This window comes from Ectobacillus polymachus (assembly GCF_048159605.1).
Taxonomy (GTDB): domain Bacteria; phylum Bacillota; class Bacilli; order Bacillales; family Bacillaceae_G; genus Ectobacillus; species Ectobacillus polymachus.
The window spans coordinates 218,558-238,178 of the sequence record NZ_JBLREB010000002.1 but is presented as its reverse complement, the minus strand read 5'-3'; the positions used below and the strand labels follow the sequence as shown (position 1 = coordinate 238,178).

The following is a 19,621-nucleotide window of genomic DNA, read 5'->3' as shown; positions in this document are numbered from 1 at the left end:
GAAGAATCGGCCTGTTCGATATCCTCCCTTTGCTTATTACTTAAAGCCGGGCAAAGCCGGCTTTCTTTCTATTATTCAGAAACAACGAATGTTTTCTTAAAGTCGTTAATAGCAGAAGCCATTGTATCATCAGCTAGTAGCTTCTTCGTCTTAACAAGTTCTGCAAGAACTTCTGGACGGTTAGACTCTAACCAGCTATTCATTTCGCTTTCGAAACGTTGGATGTCAGATACAGGAATATCATCTAGGAATCCGCGAGTTAGTGCATAAAGAATCATAACTTGCTTTTCAACCTTAAGTGGCTTGTGCAAGTCTTGTTTTAGCACTTCAACTGTACGAGCACCACGGTTCAACTTGTTTTGTGTAGCTTTATCAAGGTCAGAACCGAATTGAGCAAACGCTTCAAGTTCACGGTATGACGCTAAGTCAAGACGAAGTGTACCAGCAACTTTACTCATTGCCTTAATTTGGGCAGCGCCCCCTACACGGGATACAGATGTACCAGCATCAATTGCTGGACGAATACCTGCGAAGAATAAATCAGATTGTAAGAAAATTTGTCCATCTGTAATGGAAATTACGTTTGTTGGGATGTATGCTGAAACGTCCCCTGCTTGTGTTTCAATGAAAGGAAGAGCTGTAATTGAGCCGCCGCCTTTTGCATCGCTTAATTTTGCAGCACGTTCTAGTAAACGAGAGTGCAAGTAGAAAACATCCCCTGGATAAGCTTCACGACCTGGAGGACGACGAAGTAGCAAGGAAAGTTCACGATATGCAGCTGCTTGCTTCGTTAAATCATCATAGATGATCAATACATGCTTACCGTTATACATAAACTCTTCACCCATTGATACACCAGCATAAGGAGCTAAGTATAACATTGGAGCTGGTGAAGATGCAGAAGCAGTTACAACGATTGTGTAGTCTAATGCACCATATTTACGAAGAGTTTCTACTACGTTACGAACAGTAGATTCTTTTTGACCAATAGCAACGTAAATACAAATCATATCTTGGTCTTTTTGGTTAATAATCGTATCAAGCGCAATTGCTGTTTTACCAGTTTGACGGTCCCCGATGATTAACTCACGTTGTCCGCGGCCGATTGGTACAAGAGCATCGATTGCTTTAATACCTGTTTGAAGTGGTTCATTAACAGATTTACGATCCATAACGCCTGGTGCATTGCTTTCAATTGGACGAGTCTTAGTCGTAGCAATTGGACCTAATCCATCTACAGGTTGTCCTAGTGGATTCACTACGCGACCAATTAGTTCTTCCCCAACTGGTACTTGCATGATGCGACCCGTACGGCGAACTTCGTCACCTTCTTTAATGCCTAAGTATGGCCCTAAGATAACGATACCTACGTTATTTTCCTCTAAGTTTTGCGCTAGTCCCATAACTCCGTTAGAGAACTCAACTAGTTCTCCCGCCATTACGTTATCAAGACCATGAGCACGTGCGATACCATCACCTACTTGGATGACTGTACCAACATCACTAACTTCGATTTCTGACTGATAGTTTTCAATTTGCTGTTTTATCAGTGCACTGATTTCTTCAGCTTTGATGCTCATGCGTTTCACCCCTATCTATTGTTCAAAAGTGTGCGTTCAATACGCGTTAATTTTCCTCTTAAGCTTCCGTCGTAAATACGGTTGCCGATGCGGACTTTAATACCGCCAAGTAAGTTATCATCTACAATATTTTGAATACGAATGGCATCTTTCCCGCTCATTTTTGCAAAGGCTTCTGCAATGCCAACCTTTTCACCTTCTGTAAGTTCACGAACGGAGTATACAAGGGCATCGGCCACGTTCCGTTCTTCATTGGCTAATGCAATGTACGCATCTGCAATAGCAGGAATGATCTCTTCACGATGGTTGTCAATCAAAATATATAATGTGTTTAAAATATATTGTGATAGAGAAGAAAAAGCTCGGCTTAACAAGTCTTTCTTCTTTTCGTTAGAAATGTTAGGTTGTTCTAAAAAAGCTGCTAAATCACTTGTTTGAAACACTTGCTTTACATCACGTAATTGTTCTTCAAATGTTTCTAATACTTGTTGTTCTTTAGCAATTTGAAAAAGAGCGACTGCATAACGTTTAGCAACTAGCTCCATACTCATCGTACTTCTCCTACTTTGTTCATGTAGTCACGAATAAGCTTGGCTTGGTCTTCCTCTTTCAGTTCTTTTTCAATTACTTTAGAAGCAATTTGAACAGATAGAGTTGCCACTTGTTCTTGCAATGCAGCAATGGCTTGTTCTTTTTCGCGCTGAATTTCACTAAGAGCAGCATTTTTGATTGTTTCTGCTTCTGCCTTAGCAGCAACAACGATACCTTCTCTTTGTTCTTCCGCTTGCTTTTTCGCTCTTTCAATTAAGTCCTGTGCTTCTACTTTTGCTTGCTTCATGAACTCACGTTGTTCTGCCACCAATTTCTTGGATTCAGAATTGTTTTGTTCAGCAGCTTCAAGTTCGCTCGCAATATGTTCTTCACGTTGTTTCATAATGTTCATCAACGGACCAAATGCATATTTACGCAGCAATGCTAATAGAATTAGGAAAATTACCAATTGATAAATCATCGTTCCATACGGAATGGCAGCCCCTAAAAGCATTAGGATTCACTCCCTTCAATAGTTTCGCCTACAAAAAAAGACTGAATTTTTCATCATAAAGCAATGGCGAAGAAGTTCACAAAACGATCTTCGCCATTTATTGGTAGGGGATCATCCCTTATTTGTTAAGAACCATGAATGCGATAACTACCGCGATAATTGGAAGGGCTTCAACTAATGCAACCCCGATGAACATGATTGTTTGAAGTGTTCCACGTAATTCTGGTTGACGAGCAGTACCCTCAACTGTACGAGATACGATTAAACCGTTACCGATACCAGCACCAAGTGCTGCTAAACCAATTGCAATTGCAGCTGCGATTAAATTCATTTTAAAATATCCTCCTTTTAAATTATAACTATATAATGTAATGCAATTTATTAATGTTCATGACTGATTTTATGAGCCATATACACCATAGTTAACATTGTGAAAATAAAGGCTTGGATGGATCCTACAAAAATACTGAACCCTTGCCATGCAAGCATTGCTACACCGCCACCAACAGCTCCGAGTGCGCTGCTTGTTCCTAATCCCGCTAGTAACGTTAATAGAATTTCACCTGCATAGATGTTACCGAATAGTCGAAGACCAAGAGTAAGAGTATTTGCGAACTCTTCAATGATTTTTAAAGGCAACAACCACCATATAGGCTGTAGGAAAGTATCTTTAAAATAATTGCGAGCTCCCTTTAACTTTATTCCATAAAAATGGGTGAGGACAACTACCATCACGGCTAATGTTAACGTAACAGCTGGGTCAGATGTTGGGGATTTCCACCATGACGTTGGTTCTGCTCCATGCTCCGTAATAAGAAATGGCAATCCAAGCATGTTCGCAACGAAAATGTACATGATTAAAGTGACCCCTAACGTTAAGAAGCGGCCTCCTGTTTGCCAATCCATCGCGCTATTAATGATATTCTTTACAAAGTCGAAAATCCACTCCATAAAGTTCTGAATACCTGTTGGGCGGAGAGCCAATGTACGTGTAGCCAATACAGCGATTAGGAACACAATGAGTGCTGCAACAGTTGTCATTAATACACTAGACAAGTCAAACGTTAAGCCTAAAAACTCAACTAATTTACCGTGTTCCACTAGTAATTCACCTCTCTTCCCTGCCGGTATACTGTAAGTATAGAAAATCTATGATCATGACAAGGTACCCTGTCAATAATCCGAGTCCAATTGCCCACGCTTCTACCAAATCTTTATAACGAATGGCAAAGATAATCAATAATCCCATCGTCGCTAAGCGTGAGTATGTACTAACTGCCGTTGCTTTAAAGCGAACCTTCGTGTCGCCTTTTACTACGCGATCGAGCAGCTTGTCTGTTTTGAACGCAACAATGCGCAAGCTGAAAAAGCCCACAATTGCGCCCATAATTAGCCCTAAAAAAACTTTGTGATAAGGCATAACCCCATAGCCTAAAACAAAAAGCGCTAGGGTGTAAAAGAAATATTTTGTTTGTCTACGAACAAGCACATGCATATCAACCATTATTCGTCTCCTGCGTAAAATTGTTGAATGAGTCTCGTCATTGCATACACACCTGCTGTCATACCTAATAACAGTCCAATAATAAGGAAAAGAGGTAGTGTACCAAAGTAACTATCCATCCACTTACCGCCAAAAATTCCCACTAGAATAGGTCCTACAAGTGAAGAAAGAACACCGGTCATAAGAGCATAAGCTTTCATCGGATTTTTATTTTTTCCTTGCAAACGCTCATCCCTCCTAGACGGATATGAGGAAATCATGTGGAAGCTGTACGATGAGATAATCCTAACTCATTATCGAGAGAATAGTTGAAAAAAAACGAAACATTTTGGTTTTTGTCAAAAAACAGTCATAAAGCTGACACTGAAAGCCCTATCATTTATCCCATTGTTAGCATACAATAGTGTGTTTAATAGTGTCAACGACTAAACGCAAAAAAACGAAAAAACTTGTATCCACACGTTGCCTAGGTTGTTTTCTGTTACGTTCCAAAGACCTTTAGACAAAGCACAGAAACAAAATACCATTCTATACTACTATAACATGAGGGAGTGATTCATCGTAGTATTTTGTCGAAACTTTTCAGATGTTTTGAATTTGTCGATAAAAATGAACCTTCTATCAACGAAGTTCTACTCCTAAGCTAAGAAATCTCCTCTTGTATTCCATTGTATTCACACTCGCAAGGTGTTTAGAAGCACTATTTCCTAATATATTCCATGCAACTTATAGCTTATACAAAAACAAAGAAGATATTCAAAAGGGGGAGATAATCCATTTTTTCAAAATAGGGTTATCCAAAAAGAAAGACCAAAATGAACGGTAGGATTCATTTTGGTCAAATGGGGGTTCACTTTATTTTATTTTGTTCCAAATAAACGGTCTCCAGCGTCTCCTAAGCCCGGAACGATGTAGCCATGGTCATTTAGCTTTTCATCAAGCGCTGCTACATAAATATCGACGTCAGGATGCTCTGCTTGTACTGCTTCAACGCCTTGAGGAGCTGCACAAATGCACATAAGTTTAATATGTTTTGCTCCGCGTTTTTTCAAAGAGGTAATCGCTTCTGCTGCTGATCCGCCTGTTGCTAGCATTGGATCCACTACAATGAAGTCACGTTCGTTTACATCAGATGGAAGCTTTACATAGTATTCAATTGGTTTTAACGTTTCTGGATCACGATATAGGCCGATATGACCTACCTTGGCAGCTGGAATCAATTTTAACATACCTTCAACCATACCAAGACCAGCACGAAGAATCGGAATAATTCCTAATTTTTTACCAGAAAGGACCTTTGTTTTTGCTACACTTACTGGGGTTTCAATTTCAATTTCTTCCACTGGCAGATCGCGTGTAATTTCAAAAGCCATTAAGCTTGCTACTTCATCTACTAATTCACGAAATTCTTTTGTACCCGTTCTTTTATCGCGGATATATGTTAGCTTATGCTGAATTAAAGGGTGATCAAATACATATAGTTTTCCCATGGAAATCTCTCCTTTTGCCGGTTAAAATTGCACCATTTACGATTGTATAGAAAACAATACGTTAATTCAAGTTCTAGACATAGAAAAAAGACCGTTACATATATTGTAACGGTCTTTCGGTATTTATTTTCTTACAATTCTTTGTACATTGGGAAACGATCTGTCAGCTTGCGAACACGTTCGCTTGCTTCAGCCAATGCTGCTTCATTTTCATGATTTTTAAGTGTGAATGCAATAATGGATGCAATTTCATCCATTTCTTCTAAGCCAAAGCCGCGAGTTGTCACAGCTGCTGTTCCGACACGGATACCGCTCGTAACGAATGGACTAGCTGGATCATACGGGATTGTATTTTTATTAACGGTAATGCCGACCTCATCAAGGACATGTTCGGCTACTTTACCTGTAATGTCAAGATTACGAACATCAATAAGAAGAAGATGATTGTCTGTACCGCCAGACACAAGTGTTAAGCCTTCTTTTTGTAATCCTTCTGCAAGACGTGCGGCATTTGCAATGATACGACTTGCATAGTCTTTAAATTCATCTTGAAGTGCTTCGCCAAATGCAACTGCTTTACCAGCAATCACATGCATAAGCGGACCACCTTGAATACCAGGGAAGATTGATTTATCAATTTGCTTTGCAAATTCTTCTTTACATAAAATCATACCGCCGCGAGGGCCGCGTAATGTTTTATGAGTTGTTGTTGTTACAAAGTGTGCGTAAGGGACTGGACTTGGGTGTAATCCTGCTGCTACTAAGCCTGCAATGTGGGCCATGTCTACCATTAAGTATGCGCCTACGCTATCCGCGATTTCACGAAATCTCTTGAAATCGATCACACGTGGATATGCGCTTGCTCCTGCTACGATTAATTTTGGCTTATGTTCCTTTGCCTTTGCCAAAACATCATCATAGTCTATAAGATGAGTATCCTTATCTACTCCGTATTCTACAAAGTTATATTGAACACCACTAAAGTTAACAGGACTACCATGTGTTAAGTGACCACCATGAGATAGGTTCATACCAAGAACGGTATCACCAGCTTGAAGAACCGTAAAGTATACTGCCATATTTGCTTGGGCGCCAGAGTGCGGTTGAACATTCACATGGTCAGCTCCAAATATTTCTTTCGCTCTGTCTCTTGCAATATCTTCGACAATATCAACATATTCGCAGCCGCCATAATAACGCTTGCCAGGATAGCCTTCTGCATATTTGTTCGTTAATACAGAGCCTTGTGCTTCCATAACTGCTTCACTAACAAAGTTTTCAGACGCAATCAATTCAATTTTAGAACGTTGTCTCCCTAACTCTAACTGAATTGCTTCATACACCTTTTCATCTTGCAGCTTTACATGATTCATGTGAAATCCCCCTTTTTTCTTAACGAACTACGTGCACAGCTTTGAAACATTGGCATTTATACAAAAAATACGAATGTTATTACAGTAATTCGATCTAATATTCACGTTTTGGTCATCTTCATTCTATCATGACTTACGATAAGGTAAAAGGAAAAAATCAAATACAACTTGAAAAACTCTTTATTTTCACACTATTCCAGAGAGGGGTAAAAAAAGAGGATAACAATCGGAATATCTCCCCTTGTTATCCTCCCAACTTTATAGACAAGTAACTGATACGTTTTCCACCGCATAGACGGCACGAACGCCGCCGATTAGCTTTGCTCTCGTTTTCGCCATTGTCACATGGGCTTTCCCAATTTCCTTAATGCTCGTTCGAACAGGAACAGCTACGTGTTTCAAATGCATACCGATGAATGTATCACCAATGTCAATGCCGCCATCCGCCTTGATAAATTCTACAACGACCGGATCTTTCATATGATGATACGCATAGGTTGACAATGCCCCGCCTGCCGAACGTACCGGAATGACCGAAACAACTTCAAAGCCAAGCTTCTTTGCTGTCTCACGTTCGATGGTCAAGGCGCGGTTGATGTGCTCGCAACCTTGGAATGCCAGCGAAATGCCATGTTTGTCTTGGAACTGCTTTAATTCTGCATAAATAGACTCTGCCACTGCCATTGTTCCAGCAGTACCGATTTTTTCCCCAATCACTTCGCTCGTACTGCAACCTACGACAAAGAGATTACCTTCTTCTAGCTGTGCTTGCTCTTGATAGTCAGTCAGCGCCGTTCGCAATTGTTGTTTCCAATGTTCTAGCTCATCCATCACGATTTTCTTCCTTTCGCGGGGGTTCTTCAGGCACATTATATCATGCTTGTATACGCTTAAAAAAGTAAGAATCCTTCTCGTTTTTTCTACAAGAATTACTCTGCTTCGTACGTGTCGATTTTGCTAATTCTTTTTTCATGGCGTCCGCCTTCGTATTCGGTCGTTAGCCAAATTTCTGCGATTTCTCTTGCTAAACCAGGGCCAATGACACGTTCGCCCATTGTAAGGATATTACTATTATTATGCTGACGTGTTGCCTTTGCACTAAATGAATCATGCACAAGTGCAGCACGAATTCCTTTTACTTTATTAGCTGCAATGGACATGCCAATTCCTGTACCGCAAATTAAAATGCCGCGATCATATTCGCCGCTTGCAACCATTTCTGCTACCGGAAACGCAAAATCAGGATAATCAACAGAGCCTGCTTCACATTCACAGCCTAAATCTTTATATTCAATACCCATTTCTTCTAATAAACTAACAATTTCCTTGCGGATCGTCATACCGCCGTGGTCAGATGCGATTACTACTTTCATGAGTTGTCCCTCCAATTGTGATTTCCAATCTATTATTATACACGAAACGTCAGTCTTCCGAACGCTCATTTTCTAGTTTTTCGATAAAACGTTGAATGAGCATCTCCAGCTCATCTAATGTGTTCTTATATACTTGCAGTGAGCCTCCGTACGGATCCGAAATATCGCGTCTTTCATCGCCGGTAGCTTCATACAGCGTAAGCACCTTATCCTTCATATACGGATAGTACTGCAGGATGCTCAGCTTATGACTTTGTGTCATCGCTAGCACAATATCTGCCCAATTAAGCAACTCCTCCGTCACCGGCTGTGCAGAATGATCAATAGCAATTCCTTTATCCTCTAAAGCTTGCTTCGCATGTAAAGAAGCATCACATCCCTCTGCTGCAAACACACCAGCCGATTTTACTTGAAAGGTATCATTCGCATAATGCCGAAAGACTGCCTCCGCCATCGGACTGCGACACGTATTTCCAGTACAAACAAATAGGATGTTCATTCGCCACTCCTCCTTACGTTACAGTTTGTGCAAATGTATACTCCTATCATACTGCAAGAGGAGAAAAGTTGGTAATAGGAAGCAAATAATCCACGCATTTTCCGTACAAAATGCGTGGATCTAAAAGTAAACCTATGTATAAACCTGGTTTCCGTACTACCTATCATACCGAAACCGTGTAAAGATTTTTACTCGTTTTATTTGTTTTTTTGTAAAATTGTATGAACTATCTTCCTATATATAGTATAAATATACCTACACTTCCATTTTTCTCTATCCCTATTTACTTAATTGTTAACCTAAATTAAAATATAGTTAACAATAAAAGGAGGAGATTCGAAGTGAAGAAAGGAAAAACGTATACATTGGTTGAATACAGCTTACTTGCTGCTTTGATTTCTATCACTGGCTTTATTAAAATTCCTATTGGTTTACCAGGCGCAGAATTTCAGCTTTCAGCTCCTATTGCAGTTGCCATTGCAGCCGTATTTGGTTTTAAACGTTATTTTATTGCCGGCCTTATTTCTAGTGCTATTTTGTTCGCAATGGGTTTACACACGGTATTTAATATTGAGGTAGCCCTTGTCTTTCGCTTGGTAGCAGGAGGACTTGTAGCTTTGCTGCGCCCGTCCATTCCGGTTCTACTTGTAGCAGGACCCATAGGTACGATGGCGGCAAGACTCGTATTATCCTTGACCCTAGGTGTTCCGTACATAACGTTATTAATCCCTACCATTCCAGGAATGATCTTTACGGCGATTACTGTTATTCCGCTCGTAAAAGTGCTAAAACGCGTACAAGAAATGCAAGGTATTTCCTATGAAAAATCTATATAATATTCGGTTTAGATGAGAACAAGGAGGGAACCCCCTCCTTGTTTTTGTTTAATTAATTCCAATAAGCCAAGGAACGCTTTCGTAAAGATTCTCTAAATTGCTCCGTTGATTTTGGCAGTACTTTGTTCGCACTATAATCCATAATGACGCCAAAACGGCGAAGCACATCTAGCTTATCAATTTCTCCTTCACGAAACTGCTTTTCCACAAGGAAAGGATCGGTTTCCAGCCAATTTTTACGATTGCTTCGAATAAAGCCTCTCTCCACCTTTGTCGCTTCATAGTCAATTTCAAACAAATCAAGATCTTTATCAATCTCGCTAATCACAACTCCATAATCTTTTCTTGCTCTTTCAATCGAAACATATCCATCTATCACATCTTCTAAAACAGCATAGATATCACGTTCAAGCGGATCACCTAATCCACCGCCGCCTGCCGATGGTCTAACAAAGGAATCACCGCTTTTTACTTCAACATTTGAAAAAACAGTCCCTAAAAATTGTTCTTCGTCTGTATCGGGATTTAGCCATGCACCATGTGGATACGAAGGAAGCCCTCCAAAAATCCCCCATGTAACGGAACGAGAACGGTCACAACAATAGGACATGACGGTATTTTTTATATCAGATAAAATTCCGCCTTTTTCAACACCGCATCCGCCGCGATATTTACCCGGTCCTGCTGAATCCGTAATGATTTCATGCTTCGTCGTAACAACTGGAGATAATCGTTCTTGACCTTCGCAAGGCTGTACACTTAGACCAACTCCAAACACAGGGGAGGTAGTATTTGCACCATCTCGGTCAATACGGCCGCCGTGCCCTCCTGCCATCCAGTCATACCACATAAAATAGTTACTGTGATCCGTTCTTGCATCCGTACCACCTATAAGTAAGTATTCTAAGTTGAAAGAACAAGCAATCGCTCTTTCTGGAATGACATTTGACCAAAGCTCGAAGCAAGCATTCATAATTTTTTCAAATGTTCCGGAACAGAAACCCGTTACAGCAATCGGACTTGGCGCATTTACTACCGAGTCTTCAGGTAAATCAACCTTTACCACTCGATAAAATCCTGAATTCAAAGGAATTTCCGGGAAAAATGTTTTTGTTCCGGCATAAGTCGCAGACAAGGATGCCCCAAACCCTGAGTTTAGAAAACATCCAATATAAGGGTGAGATCCGTTTAAATCATAATGAATCTCATCATCCGAAATGGTCATTTTCACTCGAATTGGGATAAGGCCATCTCCTACTTCTGGGTCCATATCAATATAATCGACTGTTTCCCATGTTCCCTTTGGTAAAGATTTAATTTTCGTTCTTGCTAAGCGCTCTACATAATTTTGAACCTCTTCAAACGCAATGAGAGTTGTCTCTAGACCATACTTTCTAACAATACCCTGAAGCTGATCTTGTCCAACTTTTGCCGCTTCCACCTGCGCTCTTAAATCCCCAACTCTTTCTTCAGGAACCCGCATATTTGTCACTAAAACATTCACGACATCTTTCAAGTAAGTTCCACGACTATATATACGTAGGGGCGGAATTCTAACGCCTTCCCCATAATGCTCCTTTGCATTAATATCGAAAGAACCTGGAGTTGTACCACCCATATCTGCCCAGTGACCATTTACTTGCATAAGAGCGATTAACCTATCTTCATGAAATACAGGTAATACTACACGCGTATCGTTAAAGTGAGTGCCGCCCCTGTATGGATCGTTAACTAGGAAAACATCTCCAGGGTGAATATCATCACAAAAATCCTCTAAAATGGCCTTCGCTGTTAAATGTAATGTTCCCACGTGTACCGAAATATCTTGTGTTCCTTGCATAACTGTATTTCCTAACGAGTCACAAAGAGCACAACTGAAGTCACGGTTATAAATAACAAAGGAATAACAAGTTCTTAAAAGTTGTTCTGCCATTTGATCCACAAGGTTGATAAAGCCATTTTTTAATACTTCGAATGTAACAGGATCGAGACGGTTTGTTATTTCCTGTTGAGTATTTTTATTCAACGTCTTCACCTCTCCTTTTATTTATTCACAGTGATAATTAAGTTTCGATAAACATCAACGGTTGCTGTGAAGTCTGGCGGAATAACTGTCGTTGTATCAAGCTGGTCAACAATTGCAGGACCTTGAATTTCAGATAAAACAGGAATTTTCTCACGATCGTATACCTGAGTCGGGACAAATTCCCCATCGAAGTAAACATCTCTTACTTCTTTTATTGCATCTTCAATCGATCCAGATGGTCCATACTTAGGAAACTCTGGTTTCGGTACAGTTCCAATTGCAGTTACACGTAATCCGTAAATTTCAACGGGTTGGTTGCGATCAGAGTAAGCAAATTCACGTTCATGCTCTTGATGAAAAGCCTCTAATACTTCATCCAAGGAAAGAATGTTGTTGCTTACAGGTATCGCTAATGAGCGCCATTGGCCGTTATATCTCATGTCAATGTAACGCATGAGTGTAGAGTGATCACTTCCTACACCTTCTTCTTCTAATAATTTTTCAGCTTCTTTTTCCATTCCAGCAAATGCAGCTTCTAGTTCTTCTACCGAAACACCATTGAAATTCTTCACAAATGTTTTGGATATATCATGTCGATAATCTACTAACAAGCATCCCATTGCCGCAGCTACACCAGGATGAGGAGGGACAATAATGGTTGGTATTTCCATATCCTTTGCTAAGTGCGCACCGTGTAACGGTCCAGCTCCACCAAAGGCAACAAGAGCAAAGTCGCGTGGGTCATAGCCGCGTCTTACGGAAATTAACCTGAGCGCATCGCACATATTTGCATTTGCTACTTGAATAATGGCATTGGCAGCTTCTTCTATGGAATAATGAAACTGCTTCGCAATTTTTTCAACAGCCTGTGATGCCTTTTCTTTATCCAATTTCATTGTTCCGTTTAATAGATCGACCCCTAGACGACCAAGAACTAGATTTGCATCTGAATTTGTTGCTTCTGTTCCGCCCCTTTGGTAGCAAGCTGGTCCTGGAACAGCCCCCGCACTTTGTGGTCCATTACGTAAGGAACCACCTTCATCCACCCATGCTAAGCTTCCTCCACCAGCCCCAATAGTTAAGATTTCAATACTAGGAAAACCAATTGGATAGCCATATTCAATGTACCAGTCTTTTGTAATTCGTATATCGCCATCATACATTAAGGAAATATCTGTACTTGTACCTCCCATATCCAGTCCAATGGCATTATGGAAGCCGCATAATTTGGCAATATGCTTACTGGCAATTGCCCCAGCCGCAATCCCTGAGCTTGCTAGTCTCGCAGCATAACGAGGAACGGTACTAGACGTCATGACACCACCGCCAGAGTGCAAAACAAGAATATCTCCTTCATACCCTTTTTGTTTCATTTCTCCTTCTAATCTATTAATATACTGGCTCATAATTGGGCCTAGTACTGCATTAATAATGGTTGTACTCATACGTTCATGCTCAAATATCTCCGGCAGTACTTCACTTGATATACAAATATAAATGTCTGGTATTTCTGCTTGGATAATCTCCTTTACCCTTGCTTCGTTCTCACCATTCACATAAGCATTTATAAAACAAACAGCAATGGACTCTGTGCCGCGTTTTTTTAATTTTCTTGCAAGCTGACGAACTTCTTCTTCGTCAATGTCAGTAATCACCTTACCGTCATAATCAGTTCTTTCTATTACTTCAAAACGGTCTCTCCTTTGAATATACGGTTTTGCAGTATCTTTGTACGTATCCCATAAGTCATTCTTTGTCCCGCGCCGAATTTCCGGAACATCTCGAAACCCTTTTGTTGTAATTAACGCTGTCTTCGGTAGCTTTCTTTCAATTAAAGCATTCGTACCAACTGTTGTACCGTGTGAAAATACTTTAATATCTTTACCCTGCAACTGCGCTTTTTCAATTCCATCTAAAATTCCCCGTTCTGGATTCGATGGTGTGGAAGATGTTTTCGTTACAAAAACATTTCCAGTGCTCTCATCAAAAACAAATACATCGGTAAATGTACCACCTACATCGATTGCTAATCGCGTTTGCGTCATCGTTATTTCTTCACTCCTGTCCTAATTTTCTTAATTATCAGTCTATTAAGCATAAGGGAACATGCAAAAACTAGTATCACCTCCTTGGCAAGGTTAGTATAGTTCTAGCATGTCCCCTTATGATTTACTCTGACACTTTTACTTCTTCTAGCTGCTGAACAACTGGTTCTTCTTTTTTATAATTAAACAGGAAGTAAGATCCTATAACTAAGATTGTTAGGAGGGAAGTAAGGTAGAATTGAGATCGCATAGAATCGATAAAAACTTGGGCAATAAAAATGGCAAATACGACAAGAATCGTTGCGTACGTTAAGTAGGGGAATAACCACATTTTCACTGTCAGTTTCTCGGGATTTTCCTTTTCCATTTTTCTACGTAAACGTATATGTGAGAAGGCGATAAGTATATACATAATCAGCGTGACGCCGCCTGAGCTATCAGCTAAAAATACAAATAATTTATCAGGAGACGCAAATTTAGAAAAGGTGAATACATAAGCGAAAAAAACGCTCGCAGCTAAAGCCCAGTACGGAATTCCCCTTTTATTTACACGTGCGAGGAAACTTGGGGCATCTCCTTTTTTCGCAAGAGAATATATCATACGGGAACTTGTATACAACCCTGAATTTAAAACGGAGAGCAAGGAAATAAAGATTACAACAGTCATAATTTGAGCCGCAGCAGGAAGACCTGCCAGTTTGAAGACACTGGCGTATGGAGTTTTAAGCAAGTCTTTGGCACCCGCTGGAATCACCATAACCAATATGGCAACGGAACCAACAAAGAAAAGAAGAAGCCGCCACACTACCGCGTTTATCGCCTTTATTATATTTTTTTTAGGGTTTGTAGATTCTCCAGCTGCAATTGCTGCTACCTCACTCCCGGATAGTGAGAACGTAATAAAGATTACGTTAAGAAGTACCGGCATCCATCCATGAGGGAAAAAGCCGCCGTTCGCTGTAAAAGTTGCAAGGTCTAGTGTTTTAACCCCTGGAACAAAACCGAAAATGATTGCTGCACCTAAACATAGGAATATGACTATGGCAGATACTTTAATGAAAGCTAACCAATATTCAAATTCTCCGTATGCTTTGACTGAGAACATATTTGTAATCGTTAATAGAATAGGAAATGCAAAACTTGCCGCCCATATTGGTATGGAAGGTAACCAATCATGAACCATACCTCCCAATAACGTAGCCTCGATCGCAACGATGATCAACCAATTAAACCAATATAACCAACCAATCGTATACCCAGCCCAAGGACCAAGTGCTTGATGTGCATAGGTGGAAAAAGATCCGCTATCAGGATTTACAACAGCCATTTCTCCCAGCATACGCATAATCAGAACGATGAGAAGTCCGGCAATTCCATACGATAGGAGTGCTCCAGGTCCTGCTGTCGTAATCATCGTACCACTTCCTACGAATAGCCCCGCACCGATTACACCGCCAATAGAAATCATCGTTACATGCCTAGTCTTAAGAACATGTTTCAGTTCATTATTTTGATCATTCATTTTGACCACCGCCTTGGCAAAGTTTATGTGTTCCAATATATCTATCATCCGTAACCAAACGGTTCCGCGCATGAAAGTGTTTAGGCTTAGGGTGCGGAACCATTCGTTACCTTGGAAGCGCTTTAACTACATGCTACAAAGAAGAAGTAATGGATACTGTTTTATAAGAAGTGAAAAATTCAACAGCTGCCTGACCTTGTTCGCGTGTACCTGAGCTGGATTCTTTCGTACCGCCAAACGGAGCCTGCGGTTCTGCGCCGCCTGTTTCACCGTTAATTTGAACCATCCCAACCTCACTGTTCTTAATGAAATGAAATGCCTTGTCCAAACTTGTTGTAAATAACGATGCACTTAACCCAAACATAGTATCATTTGCTTTAGCGAGCGCTTCTTTATAATCAGCAACTTTGATTACAGCTAGGACAGGTCCGAAAATTTCTTCCTTCGTAATCGTCATCTCATTCGTTGCATTTCCAAAGATCGTTGGTTCAATAAAGTATCCCTCCTTGAAGTCCGGCCCATGTAAACGTTTTCCGCCATAAAGGAGTTCAGCCCCTTCATCAATCCCTTTCTCTATATAAGAAACAACACTTTCTAATTGTTTAGCAGAGGCGATTGGTCCCATATCTACCGTTTCATCTAGGCTATCCCCTACTTTAATTTGTTTTACTTTATCTACTAGCTTTTCCATAAACGAATCGTAAATGGACGCTTCTACATACGCTCGGCTTGTTGCAGTGCAGCGCTGACCCGTTTGCTTCATTGCCCCTTCAAGTGTTAGCTTAGCAGCTAGATCCAAGTCAGCATCCTCAAGGACAACGACAGGATTTTTACCCCCAAGCTCCAGCTGGAACTTTTTATTTTGCGCCACTGCTTTTAAGGCAATCTCTCGCCCAACTTGGTTAGATCCGGTAAATGTAACAGCGGCCGTATCTGGATGCTCCACCATGGCATTCCCTACGATGCTGCCTCTTCCACTTACTAGATTTAATACACCTTTAGGTAAGCCCGCTTGTTCAAAAACTTTCGCAAGCATGACTGCTGTTATACCTGTTTCTTGCGCTGCTTTCCAAACAACCGTATTTCCGTACACAAGAGCCGGTGCTATTTTCCACATTGGAATCGCCACAGGAAAGTTCCATGGTGTGATGACTGAAATCACTCCTAAAGGAACCCGAACAGAATACAATGTATTTTGAGGATTTACAGATGGGAGAAGCTCTCCCATCTTCCTCATTCCTTCCTGTGCATAATAGCGTAAAATCATTGCACCTCGAAGTACTTCGCCTTTCGTTTCTACAAGTCGTTTTCCCATTTCTTTCGAAGCCGTTTCGGCAATTTCTTGAACTTGCTTTTCCAAAAGGTCAGCAGCCTTTCGCAAAACCTCTCCACGCTGTACAGGAGAGAATTGCTTCCATGTAAGAAATGCCTGCTTTGCCTGTGCAACTGCTTCGTCTACTTCTTCAGCTGAAGAATTCGCTGTCAAACCGATACACTCGGATGGATTAGCCGGATTATAATGCGCATGCGTCGACCCATTCTTCGCTTCTGTCCATTGTCCGCCAATGTAATTGAAATAACTCGTATAACTATTTACATAACTATTCATTGCTCTCCCCCAGTTTCCTTTGTTATACGTTTAGACTCTCTTTGGCTAAAAAATTTTCAATTGGAATGTATGGATAGCCATGAGCTTCAGCTACGGCTTTATATGTCACGTTTCCATCTATAACATTGATTCCGTATGCTAATGGCTTGTTTTCTCGTGCAGCTTTTTGATAGCCTTTGTTAGCAATCTGAACACCATATGGAATGGTAACATTCGTTAGAGCCATTGTTGATGTACGCGCTACTGCTCCTGGAATATTCGCGACAGCATAATGAACGACACCATGTTTTTCATAAGTTGGTTCACTATGTGTTGTAATATGATCGATTGTTTCGATTGAACCGCCTTGATCGATTGCCACATCAACTACCACTGAACCCGGCTGCATCGTTTTAATCATCTCTTCCGTAACAATTCGCGGCGCACGAGCTCCTGGGATTAAAACTGCACCAATTAGTAAATCGGCTTTCTTAACGGATTCGGCAAGATTAAAGCTGTTCGACATTTGTGTGTTCAATCTTCCTTGGAACATATCATCAAGCTGACGAAGACGATCTATATTTGTATCTAAGATCGTAACATTTGCGCCTAAGCCCATCGCCATTTTTGCGGCATTCGTCCCAACAATCCCGCCGCCAACAATAACAACCTCAGCTGGGGATACTCCTGGAACACCTCCAAGTAAGACACCTTTTCCGCCTTCATGCTTTTCTAAATATTGTGCACCTATTTGGACAGACATTCTTCCAGCTACTTCACTCATCGGTGTTAATAATGGAAGAGACCCATTTTCTAGCTGAATCGTTTCATAAGCAATCGCAACAACCTTATTCTCAACAAGCGCTTTTGTTAATTCTGGTTCTGGGGCAAGATGCAGGTACGTAAAAAGAATCAAGCCTTCACGAAAGTAGCTATATTCAGATGCTAACGGCTCTTTTACTTTAATGACCATGTCCGCATTCCATGCTTCCTTAGCGGAAGGAACAATTGTTGCTCCTACTTCTGTATAATTTTGATTTGTAAAACCGCTGCCTAGTCCAGCTCCTGATTCAATCCAGACTTCATGACCATTTTTCACGAAATTTGCAACCCCAGCTGGTGTGATACCTACACGATTTTCATTGTTTTTGATTTCTTTTGGTACTCCAATAATCATAATTTTTCACTCCTTATCTTTTTTGTTCCCTTATAAAACTTCTTGTTCAACTGCTGTAATCGCTTCATCCAGTATTTCTATCATTCTCTCGATCTCTTTTTTATTAATGATTAACGGCGGTGCAAACACGAGTGTATCTTGATCAAAAGTGACAGCTCGAAGAATTAATCCGCGTTTCGTAGCTTCTTCCACTAGTTTCGGAGTTAATTGTGTTTCAAACCCTTCCCCAGTATTCTTATCCTTGACAATTGCCATACCGCCAATCAGACCAAGTGCCCTTACATTCCCGACAATTTGGTGTTTACGCTGTAGATATTTAAAGCCATTTAACATTTCAATACCCATCAGTCTTGAATTTTCAACTAAATTTTCGCGTTCAATGATTTCAATATTTTTTAAAGCGACGCTGCAGGACATCGCATGTCCGCTGTATGTGTAGCCATGTAATAACGTACCCTTTGACAGTTTTATATAATCGTTATGAATCTTATCTGATAGAATCACGCCGCCTAATTGGGCGTAACCGCTCGTCACACCTTTCGCAAAGCTCATCATATCAGGGGTAACGCCATAATGCTCCATACCAAAAAACGTGCCGGTTCTGCCAAATCCAGTAATCACCTCATCGGCAATCATTAAAATACCGTATTCATCACATATTTTTCTTACTTCTTGAAAATAGCTTTCTGTTGGGATATTCACACCGCCAGCACCTTGAACCGGTTCAGCAATAAAAGCTGCAATCGTCTCAGGTCCTTCTTGCTCGATCGCCCCGCGCAATGCTTCGATAGAGGAACCCTCTACATAATAAAAATCAGGTGCAAGCGAATTCGTAAAATCACGGAACGGCTTTAATCCAGTTGCACTCGTTGCTCCCATCGCTACACCATGATACGACTTTGTACGGGATATAATTTTTTGACGATTTGGCATCCCTTTTAAAAGCCAATAATGACGAGCAAGTTTAATCGCTGTATCATTTGATTCGGATCCACCGGAAGTAAAGAAGACAGCATTTAAATCCCCGGGTGCAAGGGAGGCGATTTTTGTTGCTAATCGAATTGCAGGTTCATTGCTAAATGTTGAAAAACAAGAATTAAACGCCAGTTTAGACATTTGCTCATAAGCAACTTTTGCGATCTCTTCTCGTCCGTGTCCTACATTTACGTTCCACAAAGATGACATTCCATCAATGACTTTTCTTCCAGTAATATCAGTAAGATAGATTCCTTTTCCTTCTGTGAAAATAAAACTAGGTCCATTCTCCTGCTGCTGTGAAATCGAAGACGTTGGATGGACAAAGTGTTTCTTATCTAATTCACTCAATTCTTTCGCCAAGGTTACATCTTTTAACATATAAACCATCCTTTCTAAAAAAAAAATATTGTGTTGTATCTATTCAATAGCAAGATTCATGCCAAAAATAGATTTGTTTAAAAATCAGCATTTTAACCATCATTTTTTAGAGAACGATTCATTTATTGATTAATTTTGATTCTTTTCTTGATTATTACATCTTGTATGATTTATATTTGAATCAACCATTTCCATGTATTACCAAGT

General features: G+C 40.5%; 19 protein-coding genes. 1 reads left to right on the top strand and 18 read right to left on the bottom strand.

The annotated features are described in order from the left end of the window. Positions 1-71: 71 nt before the first annotated feature. From atpA to ACM5BR_RS11685, 12 genes are all read right to left on the bottom strand, one after another. A complete protein-coding gene (gene atpA, locus ACM5BR_RS11740) occupies positions 72-1,580 on the bottom strand; it encodes a F0F1 ATP synthase subunit alpha (RefSeq protein WP_416828105.1) in 1,509 nt (502 codons plus the stop codon). 11 nt (positions 1,581-1,591) lie between these two features. Next, positions 1,592-2,131, bottom strand: coding sequence for a F0F1 ATP synthase subunit delta (locus ACM5BR_RS11735; protein WP_416828103.1), 540 nt, complete (start codon positions 2,129-2,131; stop codon positions 1,592-1,594). Beyond that, a complete protein-coding gene (atpF, locus tag ACM5BR_RS11730; protein ID WP_416828101.1) occupies positions 2,128-2,625 on the bottom strand; it encodes a F0F1 ATP synthase subunit B in 498 nt (165 codons plus the stop codon). Before atpF ends, ACM5BR_RS11735 begins: the two co-directional genes overlap by 4 nt. 118 nt (positions 2,626-2,743) lie before the next feature. Beyond that, positions 2,744-2,956 carry a F0F1 ATP synthase subunit C gene (atpE, locus tag ACM5BR_RS11725; RefSeq protein ID WP_416828100.1) on the bottom strand — a complete coding sequence of 71 codons (213 nt, stop codon included), beginning with the start codon at positions 2,954-2,956 and terminating at the stop codon, positions 2,744-2,746. A 50-nt stretch (positions 2,957-3,006) separates the two neighbouring features. Next, the gene (gene atpB, locus ACM5BR_RS11720; RefSeq protein ID WP_416828099.1) at positions 3,007-3,726 is read right to left on the bottom strand and encodes a F0F1 ATP synthase subunit A; all 720 of its coding nucleotides are present in this window, start codon (positions 3,724-3,726) and stop codon (positions 3,007-3,009) included. Between the two features lie 7 nt (positions 3,727-3,733). After that, positions 3,734-4,129 carry an ATP synthase subunit I gene (locus ACM5BR_RS11715; RefSeq protein ID WP_416828098.1) on the bottom strand — a complete coding sequence of 132 codons (396 nt, stop codon included), beginning with the start codon at positions 4,127-4,129 and terminating at the stop codon, positions 3,734-3,736. Next, the gene (locus ACM5BR_RS11710) at positions 4,129-4,389 is read right to left on the bottom strand and encodes an AtpZ/AtpI family protein (RefSeq protein WP_416828097.1); all 261 of its coding nucleotides are present in this window, start codon (positions 4,387-4,389) and stop codon (positions 4,129-4,131) included. Before ACM5BR_RS11710 ends, ACM5BR_RS11715 begins: the two co-directional genes overlap by 1 nt. 600 nt (positions 4,390-4,989) lie before the next feature. Then, on the bottom strand, positions 4,990-5,619 hold the full coding sequence (gene upp, locus ACM5BR_RS11705) for a uracil phosphoribosyltransferase (protein WP_416828096.1): 630 nt from the start codon (positions 5,617-5,619) through the stop codon (positions 4,990-4,992). Positions 5,620-5,750: 131 nt separating this feature from the next. Then, positions 5,751-6,992, bottom strand: a complete 1,242-nt coding sequence (glyA, locus tag ACM5BR_RS11700; protein WP_416828095.1) for a serine hydroxymethyltransferase — start codon at positions 6,990-6,992, stop codon at positions 5,751-5,753. 258 nt (positions 6,993-7,250) lie between these two features. Then, positions 7,251-7,823, bottom strand: coding sequence for a TIGR01440 family protein (locus ACM5BR_RS11695; protein WP_416828093.1), 573 nt, complete (start codon positions 7,821-7,823; stop codon positions 7,251-7,253). 98 nt (positions 7,824-7,921) lie between these two features. Further along, a complete protein-coding gene (gene rpiB / locus ACM5BR_RS11690) occupies positions 7,922-8,365 on the bottom strand; it encodes a ribose 5-phosphate isomerase B (RefSeq protein WP_416828091.1) in 444 nt (147 codons plus the stop codon). A gap of 49 nt (positions 8,366-8,414) precedes the next feature. Then, a complete protein-coding gene (locus ACM5BR_RS11685) occupies positions 8,415-8,864 on the bottom strand; it encodes a low molecular weight protein arginine phosphatase (protein WP_416828090.1) in 450 nt (149 codons plus the stop codon). A 341-nt stretch (positions 8,865-9,205) separates the two neighbouring features. On the opposite strand from ACM5BR_RS11685, the gene ACM5BR_RS11680 reads away from it, so the two are divergent. Further along, positions 9,206-9,700 (top strand): hypothetical protein, encoded by a 495-nt coding sequence (locus tag ACM5BR_RS11680; RefSeq protein ID WP_416828089.1) that lies wholly within the window; start codon positions 9,206-9,208, stop codon positions 9,698-9,700. 52 nt (positions 9,701-9,752) lie between these two features. Here ACM5BR_RS11680 and ACM5BR_RS11675 read toward each other — a convergent pair whose 3' ends face one another. The 6 genes from ACM5BR_RS11675 to ACM5BR_RS11650 all read right to left on the bottom strand — a co-directional run bounded on the left by ACM5BR_RS11675 (position 9,753) and on the right by ACM5BR_RS11650 (position 19,414). Then, positions 9,753-11,726, bottom strand: a complete 1,974-nt coding sequence (locus ACM5BR_RS11675; RefSeq protein WP_416828088.1) for a hydantoinase B/oxoprolinase family protein — start codon at positions 11,724-11,726, stop codon at positions 9,753-9,755. A gap of 17 nt (positions 11,727-11,743) precedes the next feature. After that, positions 11,744-13,771 (bottom strand): hydantoinase/oxoprolinase family protein, encoded by a 2,028-nt coding sequence (locus tag ACM5BR_RS11670; protein WP_416828087.1) that lies wholly within the window; start codon positions 13,769-13,771, stop codon positions 11,744-11,746. Between the two features lie 124 nt (positions 13,772-13,895). Beyond that, the gene (locus ACM5BR_RS11665; protein ID WP_416828086.1) at positions 13,896-15,293 is read right to left on the bottom strand and encodes an amino acid permease; all 1,398 of its coding nucleotides are present in this window, start codon (positions 15,291-15,293) and stop codon (positions 13,896-13,898) included. 133 nt (positions 15,294-15,426) lie between these two features. Next, on the bottom strand, positions 15,427-16,902 hold the full coding sequence (locus ACM5BR_RS11660; protein WP_416828084.1) for an aldehyde dehydrogenase family protein: 1,476 nt from the start codon (positions 16,900-16,902) through the stop codon (positions 15,427-15,429). 22 nt (positions 16,903-16,924) lie between these two features. Beyond that, positions 16,925-18,058, bottom strand: coding sequence for an alanine dehydrogenase (gene ald, locus ACM5BR_RS11655; RefSeq protein ID WP_416828083.1), 1,134 nt, complete (start codon positions 18,056-18,058; stop codon positions 16,925-16,927). A gap of 30 nt (positions 18,059-18,088) precedes the next feature. Further along, positions 18,089-19,414 (bottom strand): aminotransferase family protein, encoded by a 1,326-nt coding sequence (locus ACM5BR_RS11650; protein ID WP_416828082.1) that lies wholly within the window; start codon positions 19,412-19,414, stop codon positions 18,089-18,091. Positions 19,415-19,621 lie beyond the last annotated feature (207 nt).

Coding starts and splice junctions, on each gene's coding strand:
- atpA (WP_416828105.1), bottom strand. CDS start 1,580: ATGAGCATCAAAGCTGAAGAAATCAGTGCACTGATAAAACAGCAAATT.
- ACM5BR_RS11735 (WP_416828103.1), bottom strand. CDS start 2,131: ATGAGTATGGAGCTAGTTGCTAAACGTTATGCAGTCGCTCTTTTTCAA.
- atpF (WP_416828101.1), bottom strand. CDS start 2,625: ATGCTTTTAGGGGCTGCCATTCCGTATGGAACGATGATTTATCAATTG.
- atpE (WP_416828100.1), bottom strand. CDS start 2,956: ATGAATTTAATCGCAGCTGCAATTGCAATTGGTTTAGCAGCACTTGGT.
- ACM5BR_RS11715 (WP_416828098.1), bottom strand. CDS start 4,129: ATGGTTGATATGCATGTGCTTGTTCGTAGACAAACAAAATATTTCTTT.
- ACM5BR_RS11710 (WP_416828097.1), bottom strand. CDS start 4,389: ATGATTTCCTCATATCCGTCTAGGAGGGATGAGCGTTTGCAAGGAAAA.
- upp (WP_416828096.1), bottom strand. CDS start 5,619: ATGGGAAAACTATATGTATTTGATCACCCTTTAATTCAGCATAAGCTA.
- glyA (WP_416828095.1), bottom strand. CDS start 6,992: ATGAATCATGTAAAGCTGCAAGATGAAAAGGTGTATGAAGCAATTCAG.
- ACM5BR_RS11695 (WP_416828093.1), bottom strand. CDS start 7,823: ATGGATGAGCTAGAACATTGGAAACAACAATTGCGAACGGCGCTGACT.
- rpiB (WP_416828091.1), bottom strand. CDS start 8,365: ATGAAAGTAGTAATCGCATCTGACCACGGCGGTATGACGATCCGCAAG.
- ACM5BR_RS11685 (WP_416828090.1), bottom strand. CDS start 8,864: ATGAACATCCTATTTGTTTGTACTGGAAATACGTGTCGCAGTCCGATG.
- ACM5BR_RS11670 (WP_416828087.1), bottom strand. CDS start 13,771: ATGACGCAAACGCGATTAGCAATCGATGTAGGTGGTACATTTACCGAT.
- ACM5BR_RS11665 (WP_416828086.1), bottom strand. CDS start 15,293: ATGAATGATCAAAATAATGAACTGAAACATGTTCTTAAGACTAGGCAT.
- ACM5BR_RS11660 (WP_416828084.1), bottom strand. CDS start 16,902: ATGAATAGTTATGTAAATAGTTATACGAGTTATTTCAATTACATTGGC.
- ald (WP_416828083.1), bottom strand. CDS start 18,058: ATGATTATTGGAGTACCAAAAGAAATCAAAAACAATGAAAATCGTGTA.
- ACM5BR_RS11650 (WP_416828082.1), bottom strand. CDS start 19,414: ATGTTAAAAGATGTAACCTTGGCGAAAGAATTGAGTGAATTAGATAAG.